Origin of the sequence: Mucilaginibacter lappiensis (assembly GCF_900155965.1) — a bacterium.
Taxonomy (GTDB): Bacteria; Bacteroidota; Bacteroidia; order Sphingobacteriales; family Sphingobacteriaceae; genus Mucilaginibacter; species Mucilaginibacter lappiensis.
The window spans coordinates 134,822-161,626 of record NZ_FTMG01000002.1; the positions used below are offsets into that span (position 1 = coordinate 134,822).

At 41.7% G+C, this 26,805-nt stretch carries 28 protein-coding genes; 10 read left to right on the forward strand and 18 right to left on the reverse strand.

Annotated elements, in window-relative coordinates; all coding sequences use genetic code 11:
- Window positions 1-63: 63 nt before the first annotated feature.
- Entirely contained in the window at window positions 64-1,128 is a 1,065-nt protein-coding gene (locus tag BW976_RS04675) for a GlxA family transcriptional regulator (RefSeq protein WP_076370956.1), read from the reverse strand.
- Between the two features lie 341 nt (window positions 1,129-1,469).
- On the opposite strand from BW976_RS04675, the gene BW976_RS04680 reads away from it, so the two are divergent.
- Window positions 1,470-1,997, forward strand: coding sequence for a hypothetical protein (locus tag BW976_RS04680; protein WP_139332204.1), 528 nt, complete (start codon window positions 1,470-1,472; stop codon window positions 1,995-1,997).
- A complete protein-coding gene (locus tag BW976_RS04685; RefSeq protein WP_076370960.1) occupies window positions 1,994-2,176 on the forward strand; it encodes a hypothetical protein in 183 nt (60 codons plus the stop codon). The genes BW976_RS04680 and BW976_RS04685 overlap by 4 nt, the downstream gene beginning before the upstream one ends.
- 78 nt (window positions 2,177-2,254) lie before the next feature.
- On the opposite strand, the gene BW976_RS04690 is transcribed toward BW976_RS04685, so the two are convergent.
- The 10 genes from BW976_RS04690 to BW976_RS04740 all read right to left on the reverse strand — a co-directional run bounded on the left by BW976_RS04690 (window position 2,255) and on the right by BW976_RS04740 (window position 13,106).
- The gene (locus BW976_RS04690) at window positions 2,255-2,830 is read right to left on the reverse strand and encodes a Crp/Fnr family transcriptional regulator (RefSeq protein ID WP_076370962.1); all 576 of its coding nucleotides are present in this window, start codon (window positions 2,828-2,830) and stop codon (window positions 2,255-2,257) included.
- Window positions 2,830-3,855 (reverse strand): SDR family oxidoreductase, encoded by a 1,026-nt coding sequence (locus BW976_RS04695; RefSeq protein WP_076370964.1) that lies wholly within the window; start codon window positions 3,853-3,855, stop codon window positions 2,830-2,832. The genes BW976_RS04690 and BW976_RS04695 overlap by 1 nt, the downstream gene beginning before the upstream one ends.
- 486 nt (window positions 3,856-4,341) lie before the next feature.
- A complete protein-coding gene (locus tag BW976_RS04705; RefSeq protein ID WP_076370968.1) occupies window positions 4,342-4,905 on the reverse strand; it encodes a biliverdin-producing heme oxygenase in 564 nt (187 codons plus the stop codon).
- A 26-nt stretch (window positions 4,906-4,931) separates the two neighbouring features.
- Window positions 4,932-5,159 carry a CcmD family protein gene (locus BW976_RS04710; protein ID WP_076370970.1) on the reverse strand — a complete coding sequence of 76 codons (228 nt, stop codon included), beginning with the start codon at window positions 5,157-5,159 and terminating at the stop codon, window positions 4,932-4,934.
- Window positions 5,160-5,206: 47 nt separating this feature from the next.
- Window positions 5,207-5,881: a cytochrome c biogenesis protein CcsA gene (ccsA, locus tag BW976_RS04715; protein WP_076370972.1), complete on the reverse strand. Its 675-nt coding sequence runs from the start codon at window positions 5,879-5,881 to the stop codon at window positions 5,207-5,209.
- Between the two features lie 23 nt (window positions 5,882-5,904).
- The gene (locus BW976_RS04720; RefSeq protein ID WP_076370974.1) at window positions 5,905-7,317 is read right to left on the reverse strand and encodes an efflux transporter outer membrane subunit; all 1,413 of its coding nucleotides are present in this window, start codon (window positions 7,315-7,317) and stop codon (window positions 5,905-5,907) included.
- 27 nt (window positions 7,318-7,344) lie between these two features.
- Window positions 7,345-10,521 (reverse strand): efflux RND transporter permease subunit, encoded by a 3,177-nt coding sequence (locus tag BW976_RS04725; protein ID WP_076370976.1) that lies wholly within the window; start codon window positions 10,519-10,521, stop codon window positions 7,345-7,347.
- A 17-nt stretch (window positions 10,522-10,538) separates the two neighbouring features.
- Complete coding sequence (locus BW976_RS04730) at window positions 10,539-11,774, reverse strand: efflux RND transporter periplasmic adaptor subunit (RefSeq protein ID WP_245834638.1); 1,236 nt, start codon at window positions 11,772-11,774, stop codon at window positions 10,539-10,541.
- Window positions 11,775-11,776: 2 nt separating this feature from the next.
- Entirely contained in the window at window positions 11,777-12,304 is a 528-nt protein-coding gene (locus tag BW976_RS04735) for a DUF420 domain-containing protein (protein WP_076370978.1), read from the reverse strand.
- A 208-nt stretch (window positions 12,305-12,512) separates the two neighbouring features.
- On the reverse strand, window positions 12,513-13,106 hold the full coding sequence (locus tag BW976_RS04740; protein WP_084192065.1) for a TetR/AcrR family transcriptional regulator: 594 nt from the start codon (window positions 13,104-13,106) through the stop codon (window positions 12,513-12,515).
- A 271-nt stretch (window positions 13,107-13,377) separates the two neighbouring features.
- Here BW976_RS04740 and BW976_RS04745 point away from each other — a divergent pair, with 271 nt between their 5' ends.
- The 6 genes from BW976_RS04745 to BW976_RS30005 all read left to right on the forward strand — a co-directional run bounded on the left by BW976_RS04745 (window position 13,378) and on the right by BW976_RS30005 (window position 18,275).
- Window positions 13,378-14,454, forward strand: a complete 1,077-nt coding sequence (locus BW976_RS04745) for a GlxA family transcriptional regulator (RefSeq protein ID WP_076371839.1) — start codon at window positions 13,378-13,380, stop codon at window positions 14,452-14,454.
- Between the two features lie 212 nt (window positions 14,455-14,666).
- Complete coding sequence (locus BW976_RS04750; RefSeq protein ID WP_084192067.1) at window positions 14,667-15,038, forward strand: DUF3817 domain-containing protein; 372 nt, start codon at window positions 14,667-14,669, stop codon at window positions 15,036-15,038.
- A gap of 13 nt (window positions 15,039-15,051) precedes the next feature.
- A complete protein-coding gene (locus BW976_RS04755; RefSeq protein ID WP_076370982.1) occupies window positions 15,052-15,513 on the forward strand; it encodes a hypothetical protein in 462 nt (153 codons plus the stop codon).
- 24 nt (window positions 15,514-15,537) lie between these two features.
- Window positions 15,538-16,182 (forward strand): SCO family protein, encoded by a 645-nt coding sequence (locus BW976_RS04760; RefSeq protein WP_076370984.1) that lies wholly within the window; start codon window positions 15,538-15,540, stop codon window positions 16,180-16,182.
- Between the two features lie 89 nt (window positions 16,183-16,271).
- A complete protein-coding gene (locus BW976_RS04765) occupies window positions 16,272-17,327 on the forward strand; it encodes a cytochrome-c peroxidase (RefSeq protein WP_076370986.1) in 1,056 nt (351 codons plus the stop codon).
- A 666-nt stretch (window positions 17,328-17,993) separates the two neighbouring features.
- On the forward strand, window positions 17,994-18,275 hold the full coding sequence (locus tag BW976_RS30005; RefSeq protein WP_076370988.1) for a transposase: 282 nt from the start codon (window positions 17,994-17,996) through the stop codon (window positions 18,273-18,275).
- A 383-nt stretch (window positions 18,276-18,658) separates the two neighbouring features.
- Here BW976_RS30005 and BW976_RS04775 read toward each other — a convergent pair whose 3' ends face one another.
- Window positions 18,659-19,165, reverse strand: coding sequence for a winged helix-turn-helix domain-containing protein (locus BW976_RS04775; RefSeq protein ID WP_076370990.1), 507 nt, complete (start codon window positions 19,163-19,165; stop codon window positions 18,659-18,661).
- Between the two features lie 74 nt (window positions 19,166-19,239).
- Here BW976_RS04775 and BW976_RS04780 point away from each other — a divergent pair, with 74 nt between their 5' ends.
- Window positions 19,240-20,760, forward strand: a complete 1,521-nt coding sequence (locus BW976_RS04780) for a serine hydrolase (RefSeq protein WP_076370992.1) — start codon at window positions 19,240-19,242, stop codon at window positions 20,758-20,760.
- 242 nt (window positions 20,761-21,002) lie between these two features.
- On the opposite strand, the gene BW976_RS04785 is transcribed toward BW976_RS04780, so the two are convergent.
- The 4 genes from BW976_RS04785 to BW976_RS04800 form a co-directional block, all read right to left on the reverse strand.
- Window positions 21,003-21,770 (reverse strand): ABC transporter permease, encoded by a 768-nt coding sequence (locus tag BW976_RS04785; protein WP_076370994.1) that lies wholly within the window; start codon window positions 21,768-21,770, stop codon window positions 21,003-21,005.
- Window position 21,771: 1 nt separating this feature from the next.
- The gene (locus BW976_RS04790; RefSeq protein WP_076370996.1) at window positions 21,772-22,530 is read right to left on the reverse strand and encodes an ABC transporter ATP-binding protein; all 759 of its coding nucleotides are present in this window, start codon (window positions 22,528-22,530) and stop codon (window positions 21,772-21,774) included.
- 12 nt (window positions 22,531-22,542) lie between these two features.
- Window positions 22,543-23,493: a pentapeptide repeat-containing protein gene (locus tag BW976_RS04795; protein ID WP_076370998.1), complete on the reverse strand. Its 951-nt coding sequence runs from the start codon at window positions 23,491-23,493 to the stop codon at window positions 22,543-22,545.
- A gap of 315 nt (window positions 23,494-23,808) precedes the next feature.
- The gene (locus tag BW976_RS04800; RefSeq protein ID WP_217696214.1) at window positions 23,809-23,955 is read right to left on the reverse strand and encodes a helix-turn-helix domain-containing protein; all 147 of its coding nucleotides are present in this window, start codon (window positions 23,953-23,955) and stop codon (window positions 23,809-23,811) included.
- A 38-nt stretch (window positions 23,956-23,993) separates the two neighbouring features.
- Between BW976_RS04800 and BW976_RS04805 the strand changes: the two genes are divergently transcribed.
- Window positions 23,994-24,197, forward strand: coding sequence for a hypothetical protein (locus tag BW976_RS04805; RefSeq protein ID WP_139332206.1), 204 nt, complete (start codon window positions 23,994-23,996; stop codon window positions 24,195-24,197).
- Window positions 24,198-24,472: 275 nt separating this feature from the next.
- On the opposite strand, the gene BW976_RS30010 is transcribed toward BW976_RS04805, so the two are convergent.
- Window positions 24,473-24,667, reverse strand: coding sequence for an HNH endonuclease (locus tag BW976_RS30010; protein WP_076371002.1), 195 nt, complete (start codon window positions 24,665-24,667; stop codon window positions 24,473-24,475).
- Between the two features lie 774 nt (window positions 24,668-25,441).
- The gene (locus BW976_RS04820; protein WP_076371004.1) at window positions 25,442-26,680 is read right to left on the reverse strand and encodes a site-specific integrase; all 1,239 of its coding nucleotides are present in this window, start codon (window positions 26,678-26,680) and stop codon (window positions 25,442-25,444) included.
- Window positions 26,681-26,805: the final 125 nt, after the last annotated feature.

Consider the following 26,805-nt stretch of genomic DNA (forward strand, 5'->3'; position numbering starts at 1 on the left):
GAGCATGGGGAATTAAATACACTTTGTTTAAGTCAAAGCATTTGTTTTGCCTCAATAAATTGCCTATCGTGTATTAGCGAGACTAGCCACATCTTGGCTAAGTAACTCAGTTATTCCGGAATCTTTAAGTGATGTTCTAAACGCCCTTCGATAGTCAGAGGGCGTAGTATTCAAATGTCTCAAAAACGTTCGGCGCATGGATACCAGGCCACCTAGGCCGCATAGCTCAGCTAACCTTTCCAGGGAAATGTCAGTGTCCTCCAAATATTTGCGGGCAGCTTCAACCCGTAGTTTCTCGACAAACTTAGCCGGCGGCATACCTGTTTCGCGATGAAACACGCGCGTGAAATTTCGAGTGCTCATATTCAGTTGGCTGGCAATTTGGCTGACATCCAATTTTTCATGTAAATGTTCGTTAAGCCAGTTTTGTGTTTTTTGGCCGATGTTATCGCTTTCGTAAACCGGCAACAGGATACCAAATTGTGCCTGGAAACCTGGCCTGCTTAAATAGTAAACTAATTTTCTAGCTACGTGGATAGCAATGTCTCTATTATAGTCCTCTTCAACCATGGCCAAAGACAAATCAATTCCAGACGAAACACCAGCTGATGTATAAACATAGCCATCTTTGGTAAAAAATGGATTCGAATTAACTTCAACATCCGGGTAGGTTTTGCTTAGCCGCTCGCTCGATTGCCAATGTGTAGTTGCTTTGCGGCCATGTAATATTCCGGCCTTTGCTAAAACAAATGCACCTCCACAAATTGAAGCTATACGGCGGGTATTTTGTTCATTTCTGGTTGCTAACCAATTGTAAAACTCAATTAAGCTCAGCTGACTCGCCTCTCTTGAATCATTCCCTGCTATGATCAGGGTGTCAATTGAATCCTGTATATCCGCTACTGAGTATTCACAATTTATACAAAACCCAGCAGCTGAATCTACTTTTTTGTTTGAACCGGGAGAAACTACTTTAACGTCATAACCATCAAAAATACCGCAATCTTCCAAGTATTTTTCAGCGTTGATAAATACGTCCGCGGGACCCGAAAAATTGAGGAGCATGTTGCCAGTCATGGCTACAATGATGACACGCTTTTTGCTTGGATGTACAAAATCCTGATTCATGATTCAAATTTAGCACATATTTAAACTGTCTCAAAGGACATAAATTATACAGTTTAGGCCATTTATGTCATAGTTATGAAATTAACTATTTAATAATCGGTACGTCGTTTCAGGCCCGAAATAATCACCAAGCCATTTTTGAAAAAAATATTCACTTGATTTACAGCGACAATCTTACTAACCGAATTCAAATGATAAATTTTCATTTGTGTTGATTATATACCTAGCTAAATTAGCTCCCTAGGACACAAACGGAACAACTTGCTATCGATATTAAAAGACTTCGTAACCAGGGAGTGAATCTTGTTAATGCTATTCAGGTTGAAGTTTATCCTGAACAAATGGAAGCTCATTTTACCAATAACTTAAAAAAGGATTTTGAGACCTTTAAAAAATCATTACCCGTTTTTAGTAATACATATCAGGCCTGGTATTCAGAAGCCCAAATTGTCCTCAGGCGACTTCTCCCGCTACGGCTTAATGATTTTATGGCGCTTTATGAAGTACCTAAAAGCCGTAAAGAATTGAAAAAGGAAAATTATACGATAGAGGATTATCTTAGAAACACATTTCTTACCTCCGGATTTGATAAAAAAGTGATTGTCGGGCCAGTCGATGTAATACCTTTAGTTCAGCAACAGCTCAATATTCTCGATTCAGTAACGGTTCGCCTGGAAAGCACCATAACGGAAATAAGCGAAATTTTACAAGCCGATTTGCTTGATAAAATGCTTGTGGCGGCAAATGAACTCGCAAGAAACGGACTCGCCCGTTCTGCGGGTGGTGTATGCAGCGCAATAATTCAACAGCATTTGAGACCCTTTGGGCTAAGTATGATCTTAAGTTGCCTAAGAAAAACTCATCCTTGAAAGATTATAATGAATTATTACAAAAGGCAGAGGTTTATGATTTTGGAACAGGAAGGCAAATTCAATACCTTATTGACTTGCGTGATCTTTGTATTAAAAATACAAAAAAGGCACCTAGCTCTTCTGAGATTGAGGATTTACTAGTGGGAACTGAAAGGATTATAAAAACAATTTATTAGCGCACCCCCAAAATTCATAAAATTGGAGAAAAATGAAATGATCAGGCAGACGGTCCGAACTTTCAAATGGAGCTAAAATTAATTATGAGATAATTCTTTCCTGATACGGCTTAATGACTGCGGGGTTATTTTTAAATAAGATGCAATGTACTGTTGAGGAACTTGCTGTACTAATGAGGGGTAACGTTTCAATAATTCCAGGTATTTCGTTTTTGCATCGCCAAAATTCAGAAAATCGTTGTCTTTGATCTTGCTTAGCAATGTAGCTTCGCTAACACTTTTGAAGAATATGAACAAGTTGGGTATTTCCTTAAGATATCTTTCGAACGTTAAAAAGTTAATGGTATAAACCTCGCTTGCTACTACCGATTGTATGGCCTCAGTAGCTGGCAGTTTGGAATAGTAACTTTCCAAATTAGCAAAAAACTGATTTTCGCGCACAAAATGCTTAGTGATGTCGTTACCATCGCCATCTATACCAAAAATTCTTAAGATGCCATTACTGATGAAGATGATATCAGAGGCCACTTCGTGAAGCTCTTGTACATATTCGCCGGCTTTTACTTTTCGATGCCTGAAATTTAAAGACAGCGCATCTATGTCCTCACGGGCCAGAATGCCTCCAAATGCTAAGGCTGATTTTAATTTATCCATCAGTTCACTATATGATGTGCCAATACGCTTTCTGCGCAGGCGACAACCGCTTCCCTTGCGGGTAAAGGCTGCCATTGCAATTCATTAATGGCTTTGCTTAAATCTGTCTTTCTCCTTACCATTTCGAGCAATACCGGTTTTAGTTCAGGCCGAAACATAGCAATCACTTTGGTTACAAAATTAGGAAATTCTGCTGTAGGTATTTTTCGTTCAGGATAATGCTCTTTTAGTATGTTGGAAACATCCTTCATTGTCAAATATTCTGATGCGGCGATATACCTGTTGCCTGCTGCTTTTGGCATTTCCATTGCCCTGATCAGCAAATCAGCAACTGAGCGTACATCAACAACGTCAAACCCAATCTTCGGCAGTGCTGGATAGCTGCCGTTTAACAAGGCAATGACAATATTAGCGGAAGTACCAAAATCGTTCTCAATCACAGGCCCGAGTATAGCACCGGGGCATACCGTTACCAATTCTAAACCAGATGGGTTGTTTCGGATAAAATCCCAGGCGACTTTTTCAGCAATAGTTTTACTCTTTAAATAAGGGGTAATATCTTTTTTTCTGTTTATATCCGTCCAATCATTTTCATTAAAAACCTGATTAAGTTCTTCTGTAGATTTTCCATATGCTATAGCTGCCAGTGATGAGGTCATCACTACCCGTTTGACATTGTTTGCTGCCGCAGCCTTCAAAATATTTAATGCCCCATTTTTAGCAGGAATGATTAATTCATCTTCATGTTTAGGCAACTCTCTTGGAAAAGGAGATGCGACATGTTGAACAAACTCCACGCCCTGGGTTAATTCGGTCCAAATACCCCTGTCGCTTAGGTCAGCAACTGCAAATGTGAGTTTATGAACATGGTCGGTGTGGGCAGCAATCACTTCTTTAATCGAATCAATTCTATTTTTAGCCCGCACCGTTCCAATAACATCGTATCCCTTGTTTAAAAGCTGGATCGCTGTGTGCGAGCCTAAAAAACCTGTTACCCCGGTAAGCAAAACTTTTCTGTCATTCATAACTTTTATTTTGCTCAAAGTTCAGGAGTGCCCAGCATTTAACCATTACCATTTGGTAAGAAATTCATTATAATAAAAAGTTATTACCAATACATTACCTGACATAGGAAACCAATTTTGCCGAGGCTATTTATGACCTCGGCACTTATAATGTCCTTTCCTTCCAATCGCAATACCTTTTCATTATCTTCCAAATCAATATTGATTTGCAGATCGTTAAATAGTCTGCACAGCAAGCGATTTACTGTCTTAAATTGCCGTTTATTATTAATATTTGTCCTGTATACAACTACCATTTTATTTTTTACACAACCTATTACGGTCTTTTTCACGAATAAATTCAATTATAGTGTGATGAAAAGTACGATCACCCTCATCTGCATTCCAACCTATGACATCAATAAATACCCTTGCTTATATATATCAAAGCATCAGGTAGCAATAGCAGGAATGTTTTTTATAGTTATAAGTTAAATTTGATTTAAATCAAACAGGGATGTTCAAGGTCTGCATGAAGACATTCGCAAAATTTGAGAAAGTTTGGTTTGCCGACTCAATTGCTTCCTGTCCGAAGTCCCTGTGAATATATCGGTCTAGTACCGATGTAAAAGAAGCCCATTTAACCCCGGTTTCAGAACCATAACCCCTAAAAAAAGAAATGCCTTCTGTTAGTCCGTGCTTCGCAAGCATCTGGATGATAATTGTTCCGCCCATCACAGAACCTTCCATTACATATAGGGCGCCAAGGGCTTTAATTGGGCTATCAATTACAGGGACAGTTACCTTTGGCAGTTTTGTCAGCGAAGATCCCAGGGATACAATGTCATTCGCAAGGCTGACCGCGTGTCTGCGGTCCGCATAATCAGGCAGAACTTCAGCCGAAATGTATGGCTTGATAGCTTCCTCCAGGCGAATAAAATAGGCATAAAAGATTTTCAGCAGGTTGGCGTAATCTTGGTTGCTGCGTATAGATTTTAGTCGGGCAACTACCAATTTTTCCAATTGCTGATGCGCTGCGGTAGTTTGTTTTCTTAATTCTTCTTGAATCATGACACTTTAATTTTATTGTTAACTAATTAATGCCGTGCATTATCCTTTTGTACCCTTTCCAGGCGGTTCAGCTTCCTGTCGATCCTTATCAGATATATGGCAAGGCCGGCAAACGATACGGCAATAGTTGCTACAACCACCCATATTTTGCCATCCCTGCGTAATGTATCAGCCATCTCAATTGCTTGTCCGCTTTGCCCAAAAGCGGTTACGGTACTTAAAAGAAATAAGACCAGGCTACTAATTTTTTTCATGGTTAATTTATAAACGGCCTATCGCTTACTTCCGCCGGCCTGTATTTTTAAGTAACTTGATTTTGATTATAATCGATCAGCTGCATCCGGTAGCGGAGAGTAGCGATCCAGATAGCAACCAAGCTCCATCCCAACATGGCCGGATAAAACGCGACCTTCATGCCATTGTCCAGATCATATTTCCCGAAAGCGGAATTACCTCCGCTGCCCGGATGCAGCGAATCAGTCATTCTTGGTAAGATAAATATCAGGACCACCATTATCGGAAATGCAAAAATATTATAAATGGCCGCTATCTTCCCGCGTTTCTGTTCTTCTTCAATGGAGTTTCTCAAAATCATATATGCGCAATAAAGCAGGCAGCCGATCGCTGCGCTGTTTTGCTTAGGATCATTACTCCAATAATCACCCCAGGTAAACTTAGCCCAAATCATCCCGGTGATTAACCCCATCGCATAGAAAAACAAGCCTGTTTTTACACATTCAGCAGATGCCAGGTCATATTCCTGTTTACCCGTTCGCAAATAATTGATGCTATAGAATACTGATATGATAAAAACAGTTAGCATGCCCATCCACATAGGTACATGAAAATATAAATTACGTATGGTTTCATGTAATATGGCTAGACGTGGTACCGGCAACAGCAAACCTGTAAAAATTGAAGAAAATATCAGCACTAATGCCGTCCATTTCCACCAGGAATGATAAATCATTTTCATATTGTCCTTATTAGTAATCTCAATCAATTAGTCCCGCCACCCAGGCTGCGGTACAGATCAGTAATTGCGGATAGTTCCTGCCGTTTGACGGATGCTAATTCAAGCTCGCTTTGCAGCACGTTTCCCTGTGCAGTGATTACTTCCAGGTAGTTGGTCATGCCGTTTTGAAACAGTGAATTGGCGTTGGCAGTCGCTCGCTGAAGCGTTGCAACACGTTGAGCTGCGATTAGATCCTGGTGTTTTAATTTCTCAATTTTTACCATCGCATCTGATACCTCACCAACTGCTTTTAATACGGTTTGCCTAAACAGTATAACTGTTTTCTCCCGCTCAATACCGGCTATTTTATACTGTGTACTTAATTCTTTATGCTGCAGCAATGGCTGAAGCACACTCGCGCCGACTACGCCAAAGAGTGAGCCGGGAATATTGAACCAATCACTGGCTTTCAGGGCATTGGCTCCTCCGCTTGCAGTAATCCGAAGTGCAGGATACATTTGAGCTTTGTTGATTCCTACTTTCGCATTTGCGATCACTAAGTCTAACTCACGGCTTTTAACATCTGGTCTTTGACGAACCACAACCGAGGGAATACCCGTTGATAGTTCTAAAGGGAACTTGATATCATCAAGGATGGCGTGGCGTCGGACAGTGCCTGGGAGTTGGCCGGCAAGAATTTGCAGTGCATTTTCCTGTAATGCAATCTCTTGTTCCAATTGAGGAACCAGCTCAGCCGCTGCCAGTTGCTGTGCCTGTGCCTGCTGAACTGCCAGGGAGGTAACCTGCCCGAAATTATACTGTACGCCGACTATGTGCAAAGTACTATCATTTAATGCCATATTATGCTTTGCGACCCGCAGTTGTTCATCCAACATGAGCAGGTTAAAATATCCTTTAGACACGCTGGCAATAATATCAGTCTGCAAGGTTTTCCTTGCTTCATTGCTTTGCAGGTAAGTAGCCAGAGCCGCTTTATTGGTATTGCGAATCCTTCCCCATATATCCGCTTCCCAGGAGAGGCTTGCGCCGGCAGCATAATCCTCAATATGATTAGAACCTAAAAACTGACTTGCAGTTAAACCATTTAGGCTGTATTTTGAAGGAATATTCGTGCTGGCCGTCGCGCTTAAATTCACTGTCGGCGCATTGTTCCATTTTGATTGTCTTACAACTTGCTGCGCTTCTTCTATATTTTTTAATGCGATACGCATGTCGAAGTTTTTTATCAGAGCACTGTCGATCAGCGCCTGTAATACATCGTCATGGAAAAAGCTTTTCCATGGCAGCGCACCAATACCTACGGTATCTTTTCCAGCCTCACCATTAAAGGCAACCGGTAATTCCGGTTTAGGTGTTTGTACGTCTTTAGAGATTTTACACCCTGCAACCGTAAAAAGCAACCCGGTAATTAAGATGATTCGATTATAATTTTTCATTAGATATTTAAAATATTTAAATCCTTTTCAATTAACTGCTTCAGCTTCCAATACCAGTCCAGGATTCGGTTCCGAATGAACTTTCTTTCCAGTGACTTTTTCATGCATGGCCTGGAAAACCACAAACAAAACAGGAATAATAAATAAACCCAGGACAACCCCGCCCAACATGCCACCGGCTGCGCCGATACTGATGGAATGATTACCCATAGCAGAAGGGCCGGTAGCCCGCATCATTGGAGAAATACCTGCCACGAATGCAATAGAAGTCATAATGATCGGGCGAATACGAAGTTTTGCAGCCTCCAGTGCTGATTCCACCAATGTGTGCCCGGCATGTCTGCGCTGCACGGCAAATTCCACGATCAGGATGGCATTTTTTGCCAGCAGTCCGATCAGCATAATAAGGGCTACCTGGATATATATATTATTATCAATCCCGGTCAACCCAATTGCCACAAAAACGCCGATGATACCGGTAGGCACTGAAAGAACTACCGCCAATGGAAGAATATAGCTGTTGTATTGGGCGCATAATAAGAAGTACACAAATAATAGCGAGAGCACAAAAATGATCACCGACTGGCCACCAGAAGAGATCTCCTCTCTTGTCATTCCGGAAAATTCGAATGAATAACCTGCGGGCAGCACATTTGCGGCAACTTCGCGAACTGCCTGGATCGCACTTCCCGTACTGTAGCCTGGTTTTGGTACCGCATTGACGCCGATTGAATTAAAGAGGTTATAACGGGTGATGGCTTCCGGGCCATATACTCTTTTCAACCTGATCATCGTATTAACAGGAACCATGTTACCCGTTTTATTCTTCACATAAATTTGATTCATGGAGGCCGGATCGGCACGCTCTTCCTGCTCTGCCTGTACCATTACCCGGTAATATTTACCGAACCGGTTAAAATCGGAAACCTGGGCACTACCAAAATAGGATTGCATAGTGCTTAACACATCCTTCTCATCAACCTCCAATTGCTCGATCTTTTCGTGATCTAGAACCATTTCATATTGAGGATAATCAGCACGAAAGGTGGTAAACGCAACAGCGATTTCCTTGCGTTTCATTAATTCGGCAATAAAGCGATTCGCGAGCCCGCCAAATTTATCCAGTTTACCGCCTGCCTTATCCTCCAGGACAAAATCAAGTGCATCAACATTGCTGAATCCCGGCACAGTCGGAAATGAAAACACGAAACATTGGGCACCCTTTATCGTATTTAAGCGCTTTTGCAGTTCAGCTATATTTGCCCCGACATTATTCATTTCACCCCGTTCGCCATCTTTTCTCATCCTGAAGAAAGCAACACCGGATGAAGGGCTTGTTGAACTGGTCAAAACATTGAAACCTGCCACTTCATTGAAAGCGAATTTTGCTTTCATATCTCTCACTTTGTTAGCCGCTTCATCCAGAATTGCCTGAGTTCTGTTCATAGAAGATCCTGGAGGAAGGTTCACAGATATGGCGATAAAGCCTAAATCTTCTGACGGAATAAAGCCTGTAGGGGTTATGCGAATCAGCCACCCGGTTATCAGAACAACAAGCACAAGCCCTGCCATACTCACCCACTTGAATTGGATCATTTTCTTAACTGCTCCAACATACTTACCGGTCACATGCTCAAATCCTTTATTAAAACCAAAGAAAAAGCGCTGTTTAAAAGTTTTTGGCTTTTCATGGTGATCATGATTTACATCTTTCAGTAATAAAGCACATAAGGCTGGGCTGAGTGTTAGCGCATTCAGCGCTGATATGGATATAGCAATGGCTAGGGTGAACGCGAACTGCCGGTAAAACACGCCAGCCGAGCCTTTCATAAAGCCTACCGGAAGAAATACAGCCGCCATGACCAATGTAATTGAAATGATCGCGCCGGTTATTTCATGCATGGCGGACATAGTGGCTTTCTTTGGCGACATATTCCGATGCTCTAATTTAGAATGTACAGCTTCGACTACGACTATGGCATCATCCACCACAATGCCGATGGCGAGCACCAACGCAAATAAGGTTAGAAGGTTGATGGAGAACCCAAATACAGACATAAAAAAGAAGGTTCCAATGAGTGCCACGGGCACAGCTATCGCAGGAATTAATGTGGAGCGGAAGTCCTGAAGGAACAGGTAAACTACCATAAAAACGAGAACGAAGGCTTCTAGCAAGGTATGCTCCACCTGGTCAATGGATTGATCCAGCATATCTTTGGTATTATAAAGTATCTGCTGTTTAATTCCCGGTGGAAAATCTTTCTCCGCTTTTTTTAGAAACTCAGCAACCTTGGTTTGTATTTCCCTTGAATTTGTACCAGGTAATTGTATAACCTGGAACAAAACACTTTGCTTATCATTTACCGTATTAAGCGAACTGTAAGTATAGCTGCCCAGCTCTACCTTGGCAACGTCTTTGAGCTTGAGCATACTGCCATCGGGATTCGCCCTGATTATCATATTGCCATATTCTTCCGGTTTGGTATATTTTCCGGGATATTTTAGCACGTATTCAAATGAGCGATTGCTTGACTCACCAAATCTACCAGGGGCTGCTTCCTGATTTTTGCTTTTGACAGCTGTCATTACCTCTGTTGGGGTAATGTTGTAAGCAGCCATTTGTGACGGATTTAGCCAAATACGCATGGAATAATCCTTATTGCTGCCGAAAAAAGTTACCTGGCCAACGCCCTGTATCCTTTTAAGCTCAGGAATTATGTTGATTTGTGCGTAGTTTGTCAGATATGTTGCATCATACAATTTAGGCTTATCACTCATCAGGTTAATGGCCATAATGAGCGAATTTTGTACCTTTTGCGTGGTAATACCGGCCTGAACCACTTCAGGTGGTAAAAGCCCTGTTGCCGATGATACGCGGTTCTGTACATTTACCGCCGCCTGGTCAGGATCAGTACCTAATTTAAAGTAAACTGAAATAGTCAAGGTTCCATCGTTGCTCGAAGTGGAACTCATATAGGTCATATTTTCAACCCCGTTGATTGCTTCCTCCAATGGCGGCGCTACCGCACGTACCATCGTTTCGGCATTTGCGCCGGGATAATTGGCAGATACCTGTACGACAGGTGGGGCAATATCAGGGAATTGTTGTATAGGCAGACCCATCAGGCCTACCGCACCGAGAATTACCAGCATGATGGAGACCACCGTGGCGATAACCGGCTTATCGATAAAAACTTTTAACATGATGTAATAATTAGGGATTAATTGCTGGCCATTTTTTCATTAGATATTTCAGGTTTAACCGGCATACCATCTTTGAGGGATTCCAGACCTTTTAATACCAGACGGTCACCTGTCTTCAGGCCACCAGAGATGTAATAAATGTTTCCGATTGAACCTGAAATGGTTAGGGCAACTTGCCGGGTCTGATTACTTTTATCGACTATGAAGGCAAAGGTTTTGTCCTGCAGCTCGAAGGTTGCTGCCTGAGGTACTGCGATGACGCCGGATTGTTTTAGTCCCAGTTTGATTCTGCCTGAGTTTCCAGAACGAAGCAAACCCTGTTTATTGGGAAAGGTAGCTCGTAGTGTAATTGCCCCGGTAGATTTATCGAATGCGGCATCCACCATATCTAGTTTACCGGTTTGCGGATAAGCTGTACCTCCGGAAAGCATCATGGTAACCGCTGAAGCATTTTTTAATTTTTCTGAGATAGAATTTCCCTTTAATCCATCTTTGAAGGCGACAAAGTCGGCTTCACCAACAGAAAAGTAGGCATGCACTTCCCGGTTATCGGACAAATAAGATAGTGGTTGAGCATCAGATGGAGCCACCAGACTGCCGGTTTTCTTCCCAAGACGACCAATGTAACCGCTAACCGGGGCTTTGATTGTTGCAAAACCCAGGGTGATTTTGGCATTACCGCTTTTTGCCAGTGCTTGTCTTTCACGCGCCGCTGCAGCATCATAAGCTGCCTGTGCACTCTTCAGTTGATAGGATGAAATTACTTTATTTTGTACAAGCGCGGTCAATTTTTCTACTTCTATTCTTGAAGTTGCAACATCTGCTTTCGCAGCTAGTAATTCGGCCTGGGCATTATTATATACTTCTTGATATGGACGGGCATCAATCTGAAAAAGTGATGTTCCTTTCTCCACATATGCGCCCTCTTCTACAAATATTTTATCCAGGATTCCATTGACCTGAGAGCGAATTTCCACATCGGTCTGGCCTTCTAATTTTGCCGGGTATTCTGTATAAACCACCGCATCGGTCTGATTTACTATGGACACCGGAACTTCAGGCGTAGCAGTATTCTGCGCCTGCTGGTTTCCTGATGTACAGGAGGAAAATATGATAGCCGGAATTATCATTCCATGTAACAGCTTTTTTTTCATAAAAAATTGATTTGATATATTAGAAATGTGTGCTAAAATGAACGTTAAGCCAAATCTCACCGATAGCTTTTTTGCCTGATCTATGATCGGTGCTCTCATGTTTAATAGTGGTAATAAGGTGAAATAAGCAGGTATACAATGACCCCGGTGGAACTGACGTACAACCAGATCGGCATTGTCCATCTGGCAATTTTCCGGTGCCGGTCAATCTGACCGTTTAATCCGAAAGCCATGGTTAGCAGCGCAAGCGGTACGATCAGGGCAGCCAGGAAAACATGGGTAACCAAAATGAAAAAATAAACTACCCGGAGTATTCCGTCGCCGCCATATTTGGTAGAGGGCGTGGAAAAGTGATAAAGCAAATAAGAAAACAGAAATAAAGAAGTAAATAAAAATGCCAGAAACACAAAAGTTCGGTGTAGGGGTATCTTTTTACGACGTATTGCAAGAAGCGCAATCATCAGGGAACAAAAGGTAAGACCGTTTAATAGCGCGTTAAGTAACGGAAGTTTTGAGAAATCGTGTCCGCCCAATACTGTGATTTTTGGCAGGAAAAACGCGAGTGCGATAAGACCATTGATAGCGATGCTAAGCGCCCATATTAGATACTTGTAATTTCTTTGTAACATTAGTTTAAGAATATAGTGGTGATTGTAGGATTCATTAATACATTGGGTTCTAGAGCTAACCAGTTAAAATAATTGTCAAATGACAGCATTGTAAGGTGATCTGTAAGAAAAACATAACATACCACATAGTATGTTTTAGGGCAGGAGATTTGAATGGTCATCGTAGTTTTGGTTACATACTACATGGTATGTTTAATCGTAAAAAAATTTATTTTAATGAGTTAAGATAATTTTCAAATTCCTTCAAAAAGGTTGCATAATAAGTTTTGCCTAGTACTTTTCCCATGTTGCGGACACCATGATATAATGTGATCACGTACAATGCAATTATTTTCGGATCATGATCTTTACTTAATTGACCTGCACCCTGGGCTCTAATAATTTCCTCCTCGATTAGATTCTGCCATTCGTTCAGGTTCTTTTTTAGCGCTTTACGAAAGCGTTCATTTAAGGGTGCCATTTCCTGGATCAGGTTAACTGAAGGGCAACCATATTCGCAAGTCATTATAGGGTGTCCAATAAGGAGATCTTTCAGCATCTTATAAAGATTCTTTCTGAAATCATTAGTTGAGCCAATAGACTTTTTTAATGCAGGCCAAAGTTCCTTGTGCATGACATCAGATATCAGTGCAATACCCATTTCTTCCTTGCTTTTGAAATGATAGTAGAATGCGCCTTTGGTTACCTGCAGTTTTACTAGTATGTCGTCGATACTCGTAGCCTGGTAACCCTTTTGATAGATCAAATCAAACGCATTCCTTAAAATTTCTATTCTTGTTGACTCTGCTTTTGATATTTTCATACTGATTAGTATGGTGCAAAGTTATTTATGTTTTGCATGTTTTTATAACCTCACATAATCATCAATCTGGAAAAGTCATGTCTAAAAAGTTTTTGTCTCTTACATTTTCAGATTAAAAAAGAGTCTTTTTTAGTTTGTAAATTTCAAACTATCAATTATTTAGCTTTATTTATTTTTTTGACGGAACAATACTATGCGAAACTTTAAAATGGCCTAAATTGCGCTATTTATGTCCTTTGAGACAACCAACTCACCACGTAAATTTGTAGTCATGAAAGATGAGATTTTAAATTCCATTAACATTAAGCAAACAAAAAAGGTCGTCATCGTTGCGATGACAGGTCGTATGCTCATGGATTTTGTAGGTCCTGCCGACGTTTTTACCACTGCCAGTATATTTCTTCAGGAATCAGGGTTAAACGATGGTTATGATGTTCAGATCGCTTCGCCAACGTCCAATAAAAAGGTAACTACAGGGGCAGGAATGGAAATATTATGTCCAATTAGTGCAATCGATATTAAGTCACCTATAGATACACTCATTATATCTAATTATGAATTCCGGGAAAAAGCAGCTGATCCTTTTGAACCATTTTATAAATGGCTTGGGAAAAGGACGGATAAAAACACTCGTAGGATAGCATCGGTATGTGCTGGCGCATTCGCACTGGCAAAAGCCGGCCTTATAGATAAACGTAAAGTGACAACGCACTGGAACCTGAATGAAAAGCTAAAGCAGAGTTATCCGCAAATAAACGTTGATACTAATCTATTTTTTGCTAAAGACGGACATATTTATACTTCAGGCGGCGTTTCATCCGGAATTGATATGGCTTTGGCAATGGTTGAGGAAGACTTCGGAAAAGAACTCGCCATTAGGGTGGCTCGAGAACTGGTGGTATATTTATATAGACCTGGATACCAAAGCCAGTTCGGAAGTCTTCTTCCTTCATACGAAACTTCAGGTCTAAGTCAAAAATTACGCAATTGGGTGCTCGAACATTTACATGAAATATTGGATGTTCGCAGGATCGCAGACCACCTGAACATGAGCACCCGGAATTTTACAAGGGTATTTCATAAGCAGACCGGTATGCCTCCAGCTAAGTATGTTGAAAAAATCCGGGTTGAGCAGGCCAGAAAATTATTGGAAGACACTGATCAATCATTGGAGCAAATCGCTGAAATATGCGGTTTGGGAGGTTTAAGTACGATGCGGCGAACGTTTTTAAGATTGCTGATGACTACACCATCTGATTACCGACGTGCATTTAGAACTCCATTAAGTGATATCGGTTTGGATGAGCTATATCCCTTAGATAATTTAAACTACAGCGGGGCGGAATGATGATTTATCGATTTGAAATTTAATCCTCCCTATATAGCACGACTCTGGTTATTCTGTTCGGGAACCACCATGATGGTGTACAGATTTTTAACTATTATCGTCGCAAATAATAATGAATTGAGATTGACATGATATAATCTCAGATTATCATGTTTAGTAAAGTGAATTGAGATAAAACATACTATGTAGTATGTTGTGAAACTGGTGTTAATATGGAAATGATTTTTGAAACGCCAATGGGGCGTTTAAGGGTAAGTGCACATGCGGTAGGAATTTCTTTAATTCTTTTGCTGGGTGCTGCGCTGCCACTCAAAATCATTCTTGGACAACCAAATATGTTATGGACGCTTTCTCCAGTCCACATAGTTCTTACCGTTTGGTTCATCGCTAATACCTTCATTGTAGCTGCTGAACATCGGTGGAAGTTCAAGGTAATGACCCGAAAAGTCTTAATAAGCTGTCTCATCCCATTTGGGACATTCTATATAGACAGAAGAATCCTCAAAAACGAGCTCAACCCGATCAAAGCCTGGAAAATGATCCGTGAAAACAATTATATAAGTACGAGAGCTAAAAAAATTTAAATAACATCCAAAAATGAACAGAACTATAACATATCGATTGGCATTGGCAAGCCTGTTAAGTCTCCTGGCAGCTTGCACTGAACAAGCGAAAGGCCCTGATCCCCGCAAACAAATTCTTGAAAAACACGACCAGCTGATGGCTAAGAGTGAACAAGCAGTCTCAATTAAAATGCAATTAGACACTTTAAAGCTGAGCCATTTTCGTACCGGGCATTTGATCACCGATACCCTGGCAGCAAGTAAAGAGATCACAAGATTAAAACACCATTTAGCTGAGGCTGACGATAAAATGGAAGATTGGATGCATAATTACCAGCCAGAATATAAAGGAAAGTCCCTGGAGGAAACTAACGCTTATTTCAAAAAAGAGGCTGATAAATTAAACAGTTTAGACAACGATTACAAAATCGCGATTGCAGCCCCGAATGAATTGTTTGCAAAGCTTCATATTCAGACAACTTCAGCAAAAAAATAGGATCAACCTTTAAATCTTAATATTATGAAAAGAATTATTTATTTGTTTTTGATTGCTGTAGTCATAACCGCTTGCAAAGAAACACTACGTAAACTTCCCATTTTCGGTAATCGTCAAGCAGTAAACCGCTTGGTGGACGAAAAAAAAATAGTAGATACCATTTATCAAACGATACCGGCATTTAGTTTTATCAATCAGGACAGCATAACCATTTCAAATCATCTGTTCGACGGGAAGATTTATGTTTCAGATTTCTTCTTTACGTCATGTCCTTCCATTTGCCCGGTAATGCATCGCAATTTGATGAAAGTTTACGAAAAGTATAAAGGTAATAGCGAGGTAATGCTGCTATCTCATAGCATTGACTACAAGTATGATGTTCCACATGTTCTTAAAAGTTATGCTACAAAATTAGGTGTCAGCGGCTCTCAATGGCAATTCGTCCGTGGTCCTAAGGAAAGTATATATGGGCTTGCGAAAAACAATTATCTGGTTTCCGTTGGCGAAGATAGCAAAGCCCCCGGCGGCTATGTTCATCAGGGCTACCTGGTACTGGTAGATAAGGACAAACGTGTGAGGGGGGCATATGACGGAACTAAAACTGAACAGGTAGAGCAGTTGATGAGTGACATGGACATATTGCTCGCAGAGACAAAACAAGGCAAGTAATTACAGGATAAATTTTAAAATCTGCAGCCTGATCATTTGTTAACCGGACTATTTATGTTCCTGCTCTGATTGGTGTTGTCTCGCTATTAATGAAAAAGAAGTTGATAATTATCATCTTACTGATCAACCTGATCATCGGCTATTTTGCTTATACTCTTCGACCAACCGAGATCGATTATAACGCACGAGAAGCAAAGGCAGCATTTTCAGTGCCAGGGAATTTCCCGAAACCAACTTATGATTTTAGAGGAAATAAAGTAACGCCGGCAGGATTTAAACTCGGCCGCATCTTGTTTTATGATCGGCAATTATCACTTGATCAATCCATATCCTGCGGCACTTGCCACCAATCTTTTGCCGCATTTTCAAATCTTAATCTCCCGGTTAGTCGTGGCATTAAAGGTTGCACAGGAACAAGAAATGCCCCCGCTTTATTTAATCTGGCCTGGCAGCAGGGATTTATGTGGGACGGCCGCATTGATCAATTTAAGCTTACTTCCCATAATGCGATTATTAATCCCTGCGAAATGGCAAATGATCCTGATCAAATCAGTAAGAGACTTCAGGCGTTAAAAGTTTATCCTGTGTTGTTTCAGGAAGCATTTAGTGACAGCACCATCAAATCCAAATATATTTTGAATGCTCTTGTCCAATTTATGGCCATGTTAGTTTCCGCCAATTCCAAATATGATAAGTACGTACGCAAAGAGCCGGGAGGAAATTTCAATGAGGAAGAATTGCAGGGATATACGCTGTTCAAACAAAAATGCAGTTCTTGCCATCAGGAGCCATTGTTCACCGACCGCAGTTATCGTAACAATGGCCTGGATATCCGGTCTCTGGACAAGGGAAGAGACAGTTTAACCCATACAGCCAAAGATTTTGGCAAGTTCCGGGTACCATCTTTAAGGAACGTCGAGGTAACAGCTCCTTATATGCATGATGGCAGATTTCCAACGCTGAATGAGGTGTTGGCGCATTACGATCATGGTGTCGAACCAAATCCCAACCTTGATCCTGAACTGAAACGAAATGGCAAGTTAGGCATCGTACTCAATTTGAAAGAGCAAAATAAGATCCTGGCATTTTTAAAAACACTGACTGATAAAGAATTTATAAACGATAAAAGATTTCAAACTCCCTGATATGTATCCATTTCTTCTTTTTCTTCATTCCATTTGGCGATGGCTGGTCCTTAGTAGTCTGTTGTATTCAATTTACATTTCCTATAAAGGGAAGACCGGCAAACTATCATTCACAGAAAAAGCAAATCAGTGGCGTAACGTTTCCAATATCCGATTACGGCAGGATTTATGACCAGCGTTTCGGGGTCAAACATGAGTTCCGGTAGCCCGTTGCTACCCTTTGGGCCGAAAACTGCATCGAACGAAACGTTCTGTTGCCCGCAGTAAAAAACAGCTTCAATACTATGCGCGATATTCGGTTTGTCGTAAACAACACTGTCGAGTATCCGGGGCCTGTCTATGGTCAGATGAAGCAGCAGCCGCCGAAGTTGAATAAGTGTATCAATAGTTTTTAACAGGAAGGGTCGCCAAGGCGACCTTCTTTATATCTACAGTTATGGAATCAAAAACCCAACCAAAGAACTGAGCCCGGAAAAACTCCGACATTTCTTTATCAGCCACCTGAACCAACTCTGTTGTGGGGATTCCGCAGGCGTTGATGTGATTCCGTGCCTTATGTTCTTTGTGTTGTGTAAAAGAACTTTCAAATGCACTTGAGTGTTAGATAGTAAGTATGATCAAAGTGTTGCAGAATGATATTTTTGCTATTCTGGAACGAGGTGGTCAATGGCTTCGGAATATCCAACGTGGTCTGTTTTAGCTGCTAATATGATTGCCTGTACCCATAACTTCACCCGGTTTACCAATTGGCGCAAGTTTGCCTGTTATGTAGGAACGGCGCCCTTTGAGCACCAATCAGGCACCGGTATAAAAGGTAAAACACGAGTCAGCAGCTTATCGAATCGGCAAATAAAAAAGTTGAGCCACTTAGTAGCTATATGCGCTTGCGCATATAATCCAGAATTGAAGAGCTATTATAAAAGAAGGGTAAGTGAAAAAATAAAATGAGCACACTCAATTTTATTCGGAATAAGCTTATTGCCAGAATGTTTGCTGTGGTTAACAGCGGAACCGCTTACGTGGATCTGATGAAATATGCAGCTTAATGTCTTTCATCTTAACTCGTAAACACCGCTCCTTATTTTGGACGGGTTCCGGCATGGGCAGCGAAGCGCTGACCTATGGGCGGAGCTGTTTATACACCCTTTACGGGTTCCGGCCAAAATGAGAGCTTTGTGAAGAGAAAAGATGAAAAATAGCATTAAATAAATGCCATATATTCGGGCATGCCTATGAAAGACAGGCAAATCTGCCTTGTTATGCGTAATATCAAAAACATCTTTGTGTTAGCGGCAAGACTGCGTAGTCAGGATTAATCGGACGCCACCATTTCAATTAAATGGCTTTGGAGACGGGTTTGGGCTGGGGGCTTTACCTGGCTTGGGAGCTGAAACCGGAGAAGCGATCGATGGCTTTCCCAAAGGTGAAAATAAAAATAATATAAGGGTTGCAATTATCAAAAACAGGAGAGCCGCCACCCAATATCTATGCTTTTTAGATTTATTAGGGAAGAAGGAATCTTCGGTAATAACGGCATTCAGTTTATAACCTTTCGTAGGGACAGTTTCAATTATTTTTTTATTCGTGTCCTCCAGTTGTTTTCTTAAAAAAGATATAGCCTGGCTCAGCCCTTCATCACCGCCGCCGTAATCGGCCCATATATCCTTAATTAACTGCCCCCTGCTAACCAATTTGTCTACGTTCAGGCTTAGTAATACAAGAACGCTCATCAACCTCGGCTCAGTCCTTAATTCTTTTCCGGTTTTGTGATCGGTAATGGTATGAAATTCCGGTTTGACCAGAAAGCGATCATTAATTATAAACGGCTTATTTTGCATGGTTGAATCAAATATAAAGAATATCTAAAGGTTTTCTATAGACGCGGAAGGATAACCGCCTGTTACTTTTGGGCATGAAAAAAATAAAAATCATAGGCAGTATCCTGTTCCTGCTTATAGCGCATCAAGCAGCATTTCCCCAACAAAAAGTCAACCTGGGAAAGTATTTTTCCGCCTTGCACAAAAATCAGCATTTTAACGGAAACGTGCTCGTGGCGGAAAATGGCAAGGTCATTTTTAAGCGGTCCTATGGTTATGCTGATTTTGATACCAAACGGTTAAATACTTTTGCTACCCAGGTGCCTATTGCCTCCATAACCAAAACGCTTACAGCCACGGCCATCTTTCAATTAAAGGATAAGGGATCGCTAAAGTTGACGGACCCGGTGATCAAGTTTCTACCGGATTTTCCCTATCCGGAAATTACCATTAAGAATTTATTGTCCCATACTTCAGGGATGCCTTCATTTGATGTACTGATGGATTCATTGATCAAGGCCCACCCGGACACTGTACTTACGAACAAAGACTTTTTGACTGCCATCAAAGGGACAAAAATTCCATTAAACCATAAACCGGGAGAAAAATGGAATTACGACAATACCAATTTTGTCGTACTGGCTTTAATTGTTGAAAAATTAAGCGGACTGGCCATCGATGAATATTTCAGGTCACAAATACTAAAACCGGCTTGTATGACTCATACCTTTTTTCCTGCATTTACCTTCTACCATTATACTAACCGGGAAAAGCAAAACCTCGCGATACCTTATTTTACCCCCTATTCCTATTCCGGCCAACGCATCAGGTCGGATTCGATACCCTTTCTGGCCGATTACTGGCACAAGTACAACTTCCGGGGATTTGGCGAAACCATCAGCACGGTTGAAGATCTGTTAAAATACGACCAGGTGTTATACAACGGCAAACTGGTCAATGCAGCAACGCTAAAAGAAGCCTTTATACCGTACCGTTTAAACAGCGGAGCGTATAATATAGCATGGTATGGCTTGGGCTGGCAAGTTGACCGGGATTCTACATTCGGAAAAGTAGTTAATCATACAGGGGGTGTCGCTGGCTTAAGCTCTGTATTGGTACGTAATATCACTAAACATCAAACTATAATTGTATATACCGTCGGAAGTGATAACGCCCATATCTATGCTATTGACGCCATGAACATCCTAAATGGACGAAACACTGCTTATCCCAAGATCAATACGGCTAACTTGTATGCTGCTACATTACTCAAGTCAGGTACTAAAATAGCTGCCAAAGTACTAAGGCTCGCAAAAAGAGATACGAGTAATTACGCGATCAATGAAGATGATTTCAATGCGGTAGGTTATGATTTGCTTGGTGGCGAGCCTGTTTATAGGCTAAAGCCTCCCCATCATTACCAACAAGCCCTGGAAATATTTAAATTAAATACAAGTCTTTTTCCGTCCAGCTGGAATGTTTACGATAGCTATGGCGACGCTCTACGACAAACTGGTCATTTTGCAGAGGCCATCAAGATGTATCGAAAATCAATTGAACTTAATCCCAAAAACGATGATGGAAAAGAAATATTAAAAAAATTACTAAAAAACTAAAAATAGATGTTAGATCAATGATTATCGAAAATTATTTTTTTATCAATTGTTAAAGTCTTAGAATACGGGCGAGGCCGCTGAAAGCGAACAACTCTCGCCCGCTTGTATAGCCTTTACTTTTTACCCCGGCGGTGGGCTACCTTCGCGACACAGGTGAATAAGGGATGGTTACTGATTTCACTTGCCACTGGGTTGTTCTTTTTAAATATTCCATCCATTCTCCTCCTTTGGACAAAAATCGGTTACGCCCATTTTTTATACACTCTCATCGCAAAGAGATAAGCCACAAGGATAATTCCGATGCACCAGGCAAGAGCAATCCATATTTCATGGCCTACCGGCTGGTTGGAAAGCAGCGCGCGGATGGTCTCCACGATCGAGGTTACCGGCTGATGTTCGGCAAAAGCGCGAACCGGCCCCGGCATCGACTTTGTCGGCACAAACGCCGAGCTAATGAGCGGTAGGAAATGGATTGGATAGGCAATCACACCTGCACCGTCCACAGTTTTGGCAGACAATCCGGGAACCGCCGCTATCCAGGTCAGGGTCAGCGTAAACAGTGCGAGTATACCGGCCACGGCGAGCCATGACAATATTCCAGCCGGTGAACGAAAGCCCATGAGCAACGCTACCAGAACGATCACCATAAGCGAAATAGCATTGGATACCAGAGAGGTGAGTACATGTCCCCACAGTGCGGCCGAACGCGCAATTGGCATAGAGTTGAAACGCTCGAATATTCCCCGTTGCTTATCTAAAAACAGGCGGTAAGATACGTAGCCTGCACTATTGGCAATCGCAATCAGCAATATGCCAGGCAACAGGTAATCCACATAATTCTTCGTGCCGGTTTGGATCGCACCGCCTAATACATAGACGAATAATAGCATCATTGCAATTGGCATGATGGTGACTGTGATGATGGTATCCAAGCTGCGAAAGATATGGCGCATGGAACGTCTAAGCATAACAACCATGTCATTAAAAAAATAATTATTTATCGTTTCCATTTTAATTTTTCTCTTTTTTGCCGATGATCGCAAGGAATATCTCCTCCAAAGTCGGCTGTTTTTCAATATATTCTATTTTTGCTGATGGGAACAGTTTTTTCAGTTCCGCGAGCGCGCCACTCACGATGATCCTACCTTCATGAAGAATGGCAATTCTGTCCGCGAGCTGTTCAGCTTCGTCCAAATACTGGGTGGTCAGGAATACGGTGGTGCCATTGGCGGCAAGTTCTTTGACCATTTTCCAAACCTCGATACGTGCCTCGGGATCAAGTCCGGTGGTCGGCTCGTCAAGGAAAATAAGCGGCGACCCTCCAACAAGGCTCATGGCAATGTCAAGCCTGCGGCGCATCCCGCCCGAATAAGTAGAAGCCTTGCGGTCGGCGGCATCGGTCAAACCGAAGCGTTGAAGCAGGTCATTCGCTACCTGAGAGGAATTGCTAAGATGTCGCAGCCTGGCGATCATGACCAGGTTTTCCCGCCCGGTCAATATTTCGTCTATGGCAGCAAACTGCCCGGTCAGACTGATTGACTGCCGCACATTATCGGGCTTTAGAGCAACATCGAACCCGTTTACTGTCGCCTTTCCACCATCTTGTTTCAACAGTGTGGTGAGGATTTCGACAATCGTTGTCTTGCCTGAACCGTTAGAGCCAAGCAGGGCGAAAATACTGCCCCTTTCCACCTCAAGGTCTACGCCCTTAAGGACATGAAGCTGCTTATAGGACTTTTGAAGTCCTTTAACTTGAATTGCATTTTGCATATACTTATTTCTTTAGATAAATGTAACTTTTGACAATTCAGCACCCAGGCCTTTGAGTTCGGCATAGGTCAGTTTATCCATCATCGCGCCGTCGAAGCAGATGGTTTTCATGGTACGGTAATATTTATTGGTCAATGCATAAGTCGGACGGAAAGATACATTCCTAAGCGTCGAGCCATTGAACGTGGCTTCATTGAGCGCTGTCTTGTCGAACTTAACGCTGATAAAGGTCTGCCCGTCTAGGCATACACTCCGCATGTCGGAATACTTAAAGTCCACACCTTTGAAGATGCAGTTTTCAAAGACCGTTCTTCTAAGGTCGGTCTTGGTCAGCGTTACATCGGTCAGTTCTGCGTTGGTGAATTTTGCCCCGGCCAGGCTGGACGCGCTGAACACGGTGCGTACAAGAACGGTCTTATGGAAGATCGCCCCTGTAAGGTCATTTGCAGCCAGTGTACAGTCCGTCAGGTTCGTCCCCTCGAAATTTGCTTCACGCACATCACTACCCGTAAACGAACTGCGGGTCAAATCCGCACCTGCAAAGTCGGAGCCGCGTAATGCACTCCCGTTAAATTTCCTTTGATGCGCAATAACGCCAGCAAAATCACTTTTTGACAGGTCGCCCCCGCTGAAGTTCGTCAGCAACTTTCGCTCCTCCGGCGAAGTGGGAAGGTTAACGTCCTCCGGTACAGGTTGCTCCATGCCGTTGTCATTATTGTCAACGGTTGCCTTGAAGACTGTTCCATTATCCGCTGACGAGAAGTTTTCTGAAAAATAATTAAGGTCAACGCCCAGAATTTCGGCGAGTTTGTTAATTGTAACGATGTCCGGAATTGCCTCTCCGCGCTCCCATTTTCCAACTGCTTGCGGGCTGATAAACAGCAGCCCGGCAAGTTGCGCCTGAGACATGTTTTTATCCTTTCGCGCTTTGGCAATTTTGTTGCCGATCATTTTAATATCCATATGTAATGTCTTTTTGTTCTGTTCTTCGACACTGCAAAGTTATCCGGCTACATTTTCAGAATCGAAAAAATGCAAATACTTGTAGTTGTTTTTACGCTACTTATAGTTGTTATTAATGGGTATAAGTGGTGAATTATTGTCTTTTAAATATGGAACAGAACATTGACAAAGATGCAAGTGTTTTGCAGAGATGGAATGACAAATTTTTTTTGTGCTACTAAGGCGACAGGCCTGCGACCTAACGAATAAGGAATGATGGCACGGAATTTAGCAAGTATAGCCAAATCGATTATCGCCGACCGATAAGACCATTCTTTATTCCTCTATCTTATATTCTTCAATTTTTCTGTAAAGAGTAGCTGAACTGATGTTCAATAATTTGGCTGCCTGCGTTTTATTCCATTTAGTATATTGCAATACACGATGTATGTGTGGAGATTCTAATGCGCCAGACCACCTGATCCCGGCGCAAGCTCATGCCGTTATATATGCGATGAGCAATGCTGATACCGTTACATTTATGGATGCTCAGACGCGACCGGGGCTGTGTTACGGTAATGCCCAAGCGGTTGCGCCAGCATGGTTTACCCTACGTGGAAGGCTTTTTTCTTGCCCAGGACAACTACATATTTCATGATTTTAGTCTTTTGCAGCATGAGGCTATCGATGTTCCGTACAAAGTTCGCGCGAAGCATATCGGTTAAACGGCCATCTGCCAGAATTTTATTGCGGGTTTGAGATTCCGGATGACTTGATAGCTAAGCAGAACGGCGATGCAATCGATCAAAATATCATGACTATTCCCCACTTGCTGCACTTGGTTTTCCGAAACCGTTAGATTTTTTTATTTCATTTGATGGCCTGTTACCGACTGCGCTATGTCTACCACTGGCAGGATTAAACTCAGCCGTAGAGTCGCCTCTACGGCTGGTCTTCAAAACCGTGCGTGAAAGTTTCCCTTCACACGGCTCCTCGTCCGTTAATCATTTATATGAAGCAAGCTGTCTTTCCTCGTTTTGGTGACATGACAATGAGCGTGCAATAATTGCACATTAGCCCATATATCTTTTCCTCCCAAATTCAAAGGAATAATATGGTCGGTATCCATATCATCGCCTAATGTAAACTGTAATTTGCATATTGAACATCGACCTTTCTGTTTCCTCAAAAGCATGGCTTTTCTGTTTGATAACGTAGGGTATCTACCAAGCCTTGCTCCCCAATAAGACCAGTCACCGTCGTATGGTGAGCGGTTCTCTTTAACTTTGACGTGCCTGATGATTGGAGTTTAACTATAGAGCCTAAGAGGCTTCCCTTTACGAGCAGCAAATGTCCAACGACCGGTTTCCAATCGCCAGTATTTGCGATTTACCCAAGTTTGGGTCTTATTCGGGTGTCTTCGATCCGCCCATCTCCTCAAAGATTGAAACAACTTGTGTGATAAGGATAGCTTCCCTCTGCTACTGCAGAGCCTTAATAAGATTACCTTGTTACGATTATCTGTATGGTCTTAATTGACTAAGGGTTAGCGTCCTATTCTTCAGCGGATTACAATAGCTTGAACGATTGATGGCGACATAACCATCAATCCTGTAATCGTTCCCATTTTGGGCAAGCCTTACAACCGTAGTTGAATAACCTGAGTAGGCTTGTTGACAGTGACGATGATTCAAACATAGGTTCGTTGTCTACGCATAGCTATACACTTGCAAAGGATCGAATGTCAGATTCCATTCTTACTTGCTTTCTTCCCTGCTGCACCCATGCAGTTGCCACCTGCATAAATGAGGAAAGTGTTTTCATCTGTTCAAATAGATGGAATGGTGTTTCCATTCACCAGATAATCAGTTATTAAAAAGAACATTTTGTAATGTCCGCTTACTTTACTCACAGACAACAAGTCACACATGCCGCTGCTATCACTTCTACGCAGTCCGGTTAGATTGAACTAAGCTTGCTTTAAACGTTCCCGTAACACTTTCATATCATTACTCACTTTCTTCTTTTTGATTTTGGAGTAAATTTGAGTTGTACGCAGGCTGGCGTGTCCAAGCATCCCTGATACTGTTTCCATTGGTACACCGTTTTCTAAAGTAATTGTAGTAGCAAATGTATGCCGGGCAATGTGAAAGGTCAATTTTTTATCAACCTTTGCTTCTTTACCAATCGCTTTGAGATAACGGTTAGTGGCCTGATTTGAAAATACCGGAAAGATAGTTTTGGTATAGCCTGCCATCGGATGTTTTCTGTACCTATTAATGAGTTCAATTGCTTCAGGAAGCAACATTACAAAGAATTTCTTGCCAGAGAAATTTGCCGTCTTGTGCCTGATCATCTCTATCCATTTTTCGCCCTCAATATCAGTGACCAAATGGTTATTGCTCAATAAACACATATCAGCGAAAGACAAGCCCGTATAGCAGCTAAATACAAAAATGTCTCTCACTATTCTTTGCCCATCTTTATCAAGTTTTGCTTCTTTGATCTGTTCCAGCTCTTCCAGTTCCAATGCTTCTCGGTCTTTGTTAATGATTTTACGTTCAAAGCGCAGGAACGGGTCTTTAATTAACCATTCGTTTTTTACTGCTATGTTAATCATTTTGCGCAACCGCTCAATGTGTTTCATTACGGTATTGTTAGAACATGGCCGCTGACCTTTATCCGGTTCTCTCTGGCGCAAATAGATTTCAAAATCAATAATAAATTTGTAATCCAATTGGGACAGATAAATATCCTGCCGTTTTTTCTTTTTCAGCAGAAACTCTTTTAGATAGCGTTCGGTGGTAAAATAATTTTTCATCGTACCGTCTTCAAGTAGTTTTTTGATCTCCGTATTATGGTAGTTCATTAGCCATAAGAGGGTAGTTTGTTCTTCATCTATACCTTCGACCTTTGCTTTGATGGCTTCGGCATTGACCAGTTCTTTATTAAAGCGCAATTCGTCATAAGCATTATTGATCTCAGTTTTGGTTTGCCGCATTTTCTCTTTAATGTCCCTAGCTTCCGGGCTGTTGCCGGTCACTTTTTGTCCATCCTGTTCCCACGTATCCATCTTGACACGGCGCTTTAATGACATGTCTACGAATTTGCCATTTACAGTTATTCGGACGTAAATCGGCGCGTTCCCTTTGCTTGCCTTATCTTTCTTGATAAAAAAGTTAAGACTGAATGAATTTGTTGTCTTCATACACTTTATTCCGTTTTATATGACAATGACATACTTTTATCGGATCAATGAGCAAAGCCGCAATATCAAAACGGGACAAAAGCACACAAAACACATTTAAGTATTTCATTATCAATTGATTAGTA

Bases quoted from the DNA above. Each gene is read 5' to 3' on its own strand.
- BW976_RS04760 (WP_076370984.1), top strand. From the start codon at position 15,538: ATGAAAAGAATTATTTATTTGTTTTTGATTGCTGTAGTCATAACCGCT.
- BW976_RS04775 (WP_076370990.1), bottom strand. From the start codon at position 19,165: ATGCAAAATAAGCCGTTTATAATTAATGATCGCTTTCTGGTCAAACCG.
- BW976_RS04820 (WP_076371004.1), bottom strand. From the start codon at position 26,680: ATGAAGACAACAAATTCATTCAGTCTTAACTTTTTTATCAAGAAAGAT.
- BW976_RS04750 (WP_084192067.1), top strand. From the start codon at position 14,667: ATGGAAATGATTTTTGAAACGCCAATGGGGCGTTTAAGGGTAAGTGCA.
- BW976_RS04745 (WP_076371839.1), top strand. From the start codon at position 13,378: ATGAAAGATGAGATTTTAAATTCCATTAACATTAAGCAAACAAAAAAG.
- BW976_RS04795 (WP_076370998.1), bottom strand. From the start codon at position 23,493: ATGGATATTAAAATGATCGGCAACAAAATTGCCAAAGCGCGAAAGGAT.
- BW976_RS04780 (WP_076370992.1), top strand. From the start codon at position 19,240: ATGAAAAAAATAAAAATCATAGGCAGTATCCTGTTCCTGCTTATAGCG.
- BW976_RS04705 (WP_076370968.1), bottom strand. From the start codon at position 4,905: ATGATTCAAGAAGAATTAAGAAAACAAACTACCGCAGCGCATCAGCAA.
- BW976_RS04805 (WP_139332206.1), top strand. From the start codon at position 23,994: ATGCTGATACCGTTACATTTATGGATGCTCAGACGCGACCGGGGCTGT.
- BW976_RS04740 (WP_084192065.1), bottom strand. From the start codon at position 13,106: ATGAAAATATCAAAAGCAGAGTCAACAAGAATAGAAATTTTAAGGAAT.
- BW976_RS04680 (WP_139332204.1), top strand. From the start codon at position 1,470: ATGGAAGCTCATTTTACCAATAACTTAAAAAAGGATTTTGAGACCTTT.
- BW976_RS04790 (WP_076370996.1), bottom strand. From the start codon at position 22,530: ATGCAAAATGCAATTCAAGTTAAAGGACTTCAAAAGTCCTATAAGCAG.
- BW976_RS04695 (WP_076370964.1), bottom strand. From the start codon at position 3,855: ATGAATGACAGAAAAGTTTTGCTTACCGGGGTAACAGGTTTTTTAGGC.
- BW976_RS04785 (WP_076370994.1), bottom strand. From the start codon at position 21,770: ATGGAAACGATAAATAATTATTTTTTTAATGACATGGTTGTTATGCTT.
- BW976_RS04765 (WP_076370986.1), top strand. From the start codon at position 16,272: ATGAAAAAGAAGTTGATAATTATCATCTTACTGATCAACCTGATCATC.
- BW976_RS04735 (WP_076370978.1), bottom strand. From the start codon at position 12,304: ATGTTACAAAGAAATTACAAGTATCTAATATGGGCGCTTAGCATCGCT.
- BW976_RS04755 (WP_076370982.1), top strand. From the start codon at position 15,052: ATGAACAGAACTATAACATATCGATTGGCATTGGCAAGCCTGTTAAGT.
- BW976_RS04730 (WP_245834638.1), bottom strand. From the start codon at position 11,774: ATGAGAGCACCGATCATAGATCAGGCAAAAAAGCTATCGGTGAGATTT.
- BW976_RS30005 (WP_076370988.1), top strand. From the start codon at position 17,994: ATGGCTTCGGAATATCCAACGTGGTCTGTTTTAGCTGCTAATATGATT.
- BW976_RS04725 (WP_076370976.1), bottom strand. From the start codon at position 10,521: ATGTTAAAAGTTTTTATCGATAAGCCGGTTATCGCCACGGTGGTCTCC.
- BW976_RS04720 (WP_076370974.1), bottom strand. From the start codon at position 7,317: ATGAAAAATTATAATCGAATCATCTTAATTACCGGGTTGCTTTTTACG.
- BW976_RS04675 (WP_076370956.1), bottom strand. From the start codon at position 1,128: ATGAATCAGGATTTTGTACATCCAAGCAAAAAGCGTGTCATCATTGTA.
- BW976_RS04690 (WP_076370962.1), bottom strand. From the start codon at position 2,830: ATGGATAAATTAAAATCAGCCTTAGCATTTGGAGGCATTCTGGCCCGT.
- BW976_RS04710 (WP_076370970.1), bottom strand. From the start codon at position 5,159: ATGAAAAAAATTAGTAGCCTGGTCTTATTTCTTTTAAGTACCGTAACC.
- ccsA (WP_076370972.1), bottom strand. From the start codon at position 5,881: ATGAAAATGATTTATCATTCCTGGTGGAAATGGACGGCATTAGTGCTG.
- BW976_RS30010 (WP_076371002.1), bottom strand. From the start codon at position 24,667: ATGCTTTTGAGGAAACAGAAAGGTCGATGTTCAATATGCAAATTACAG.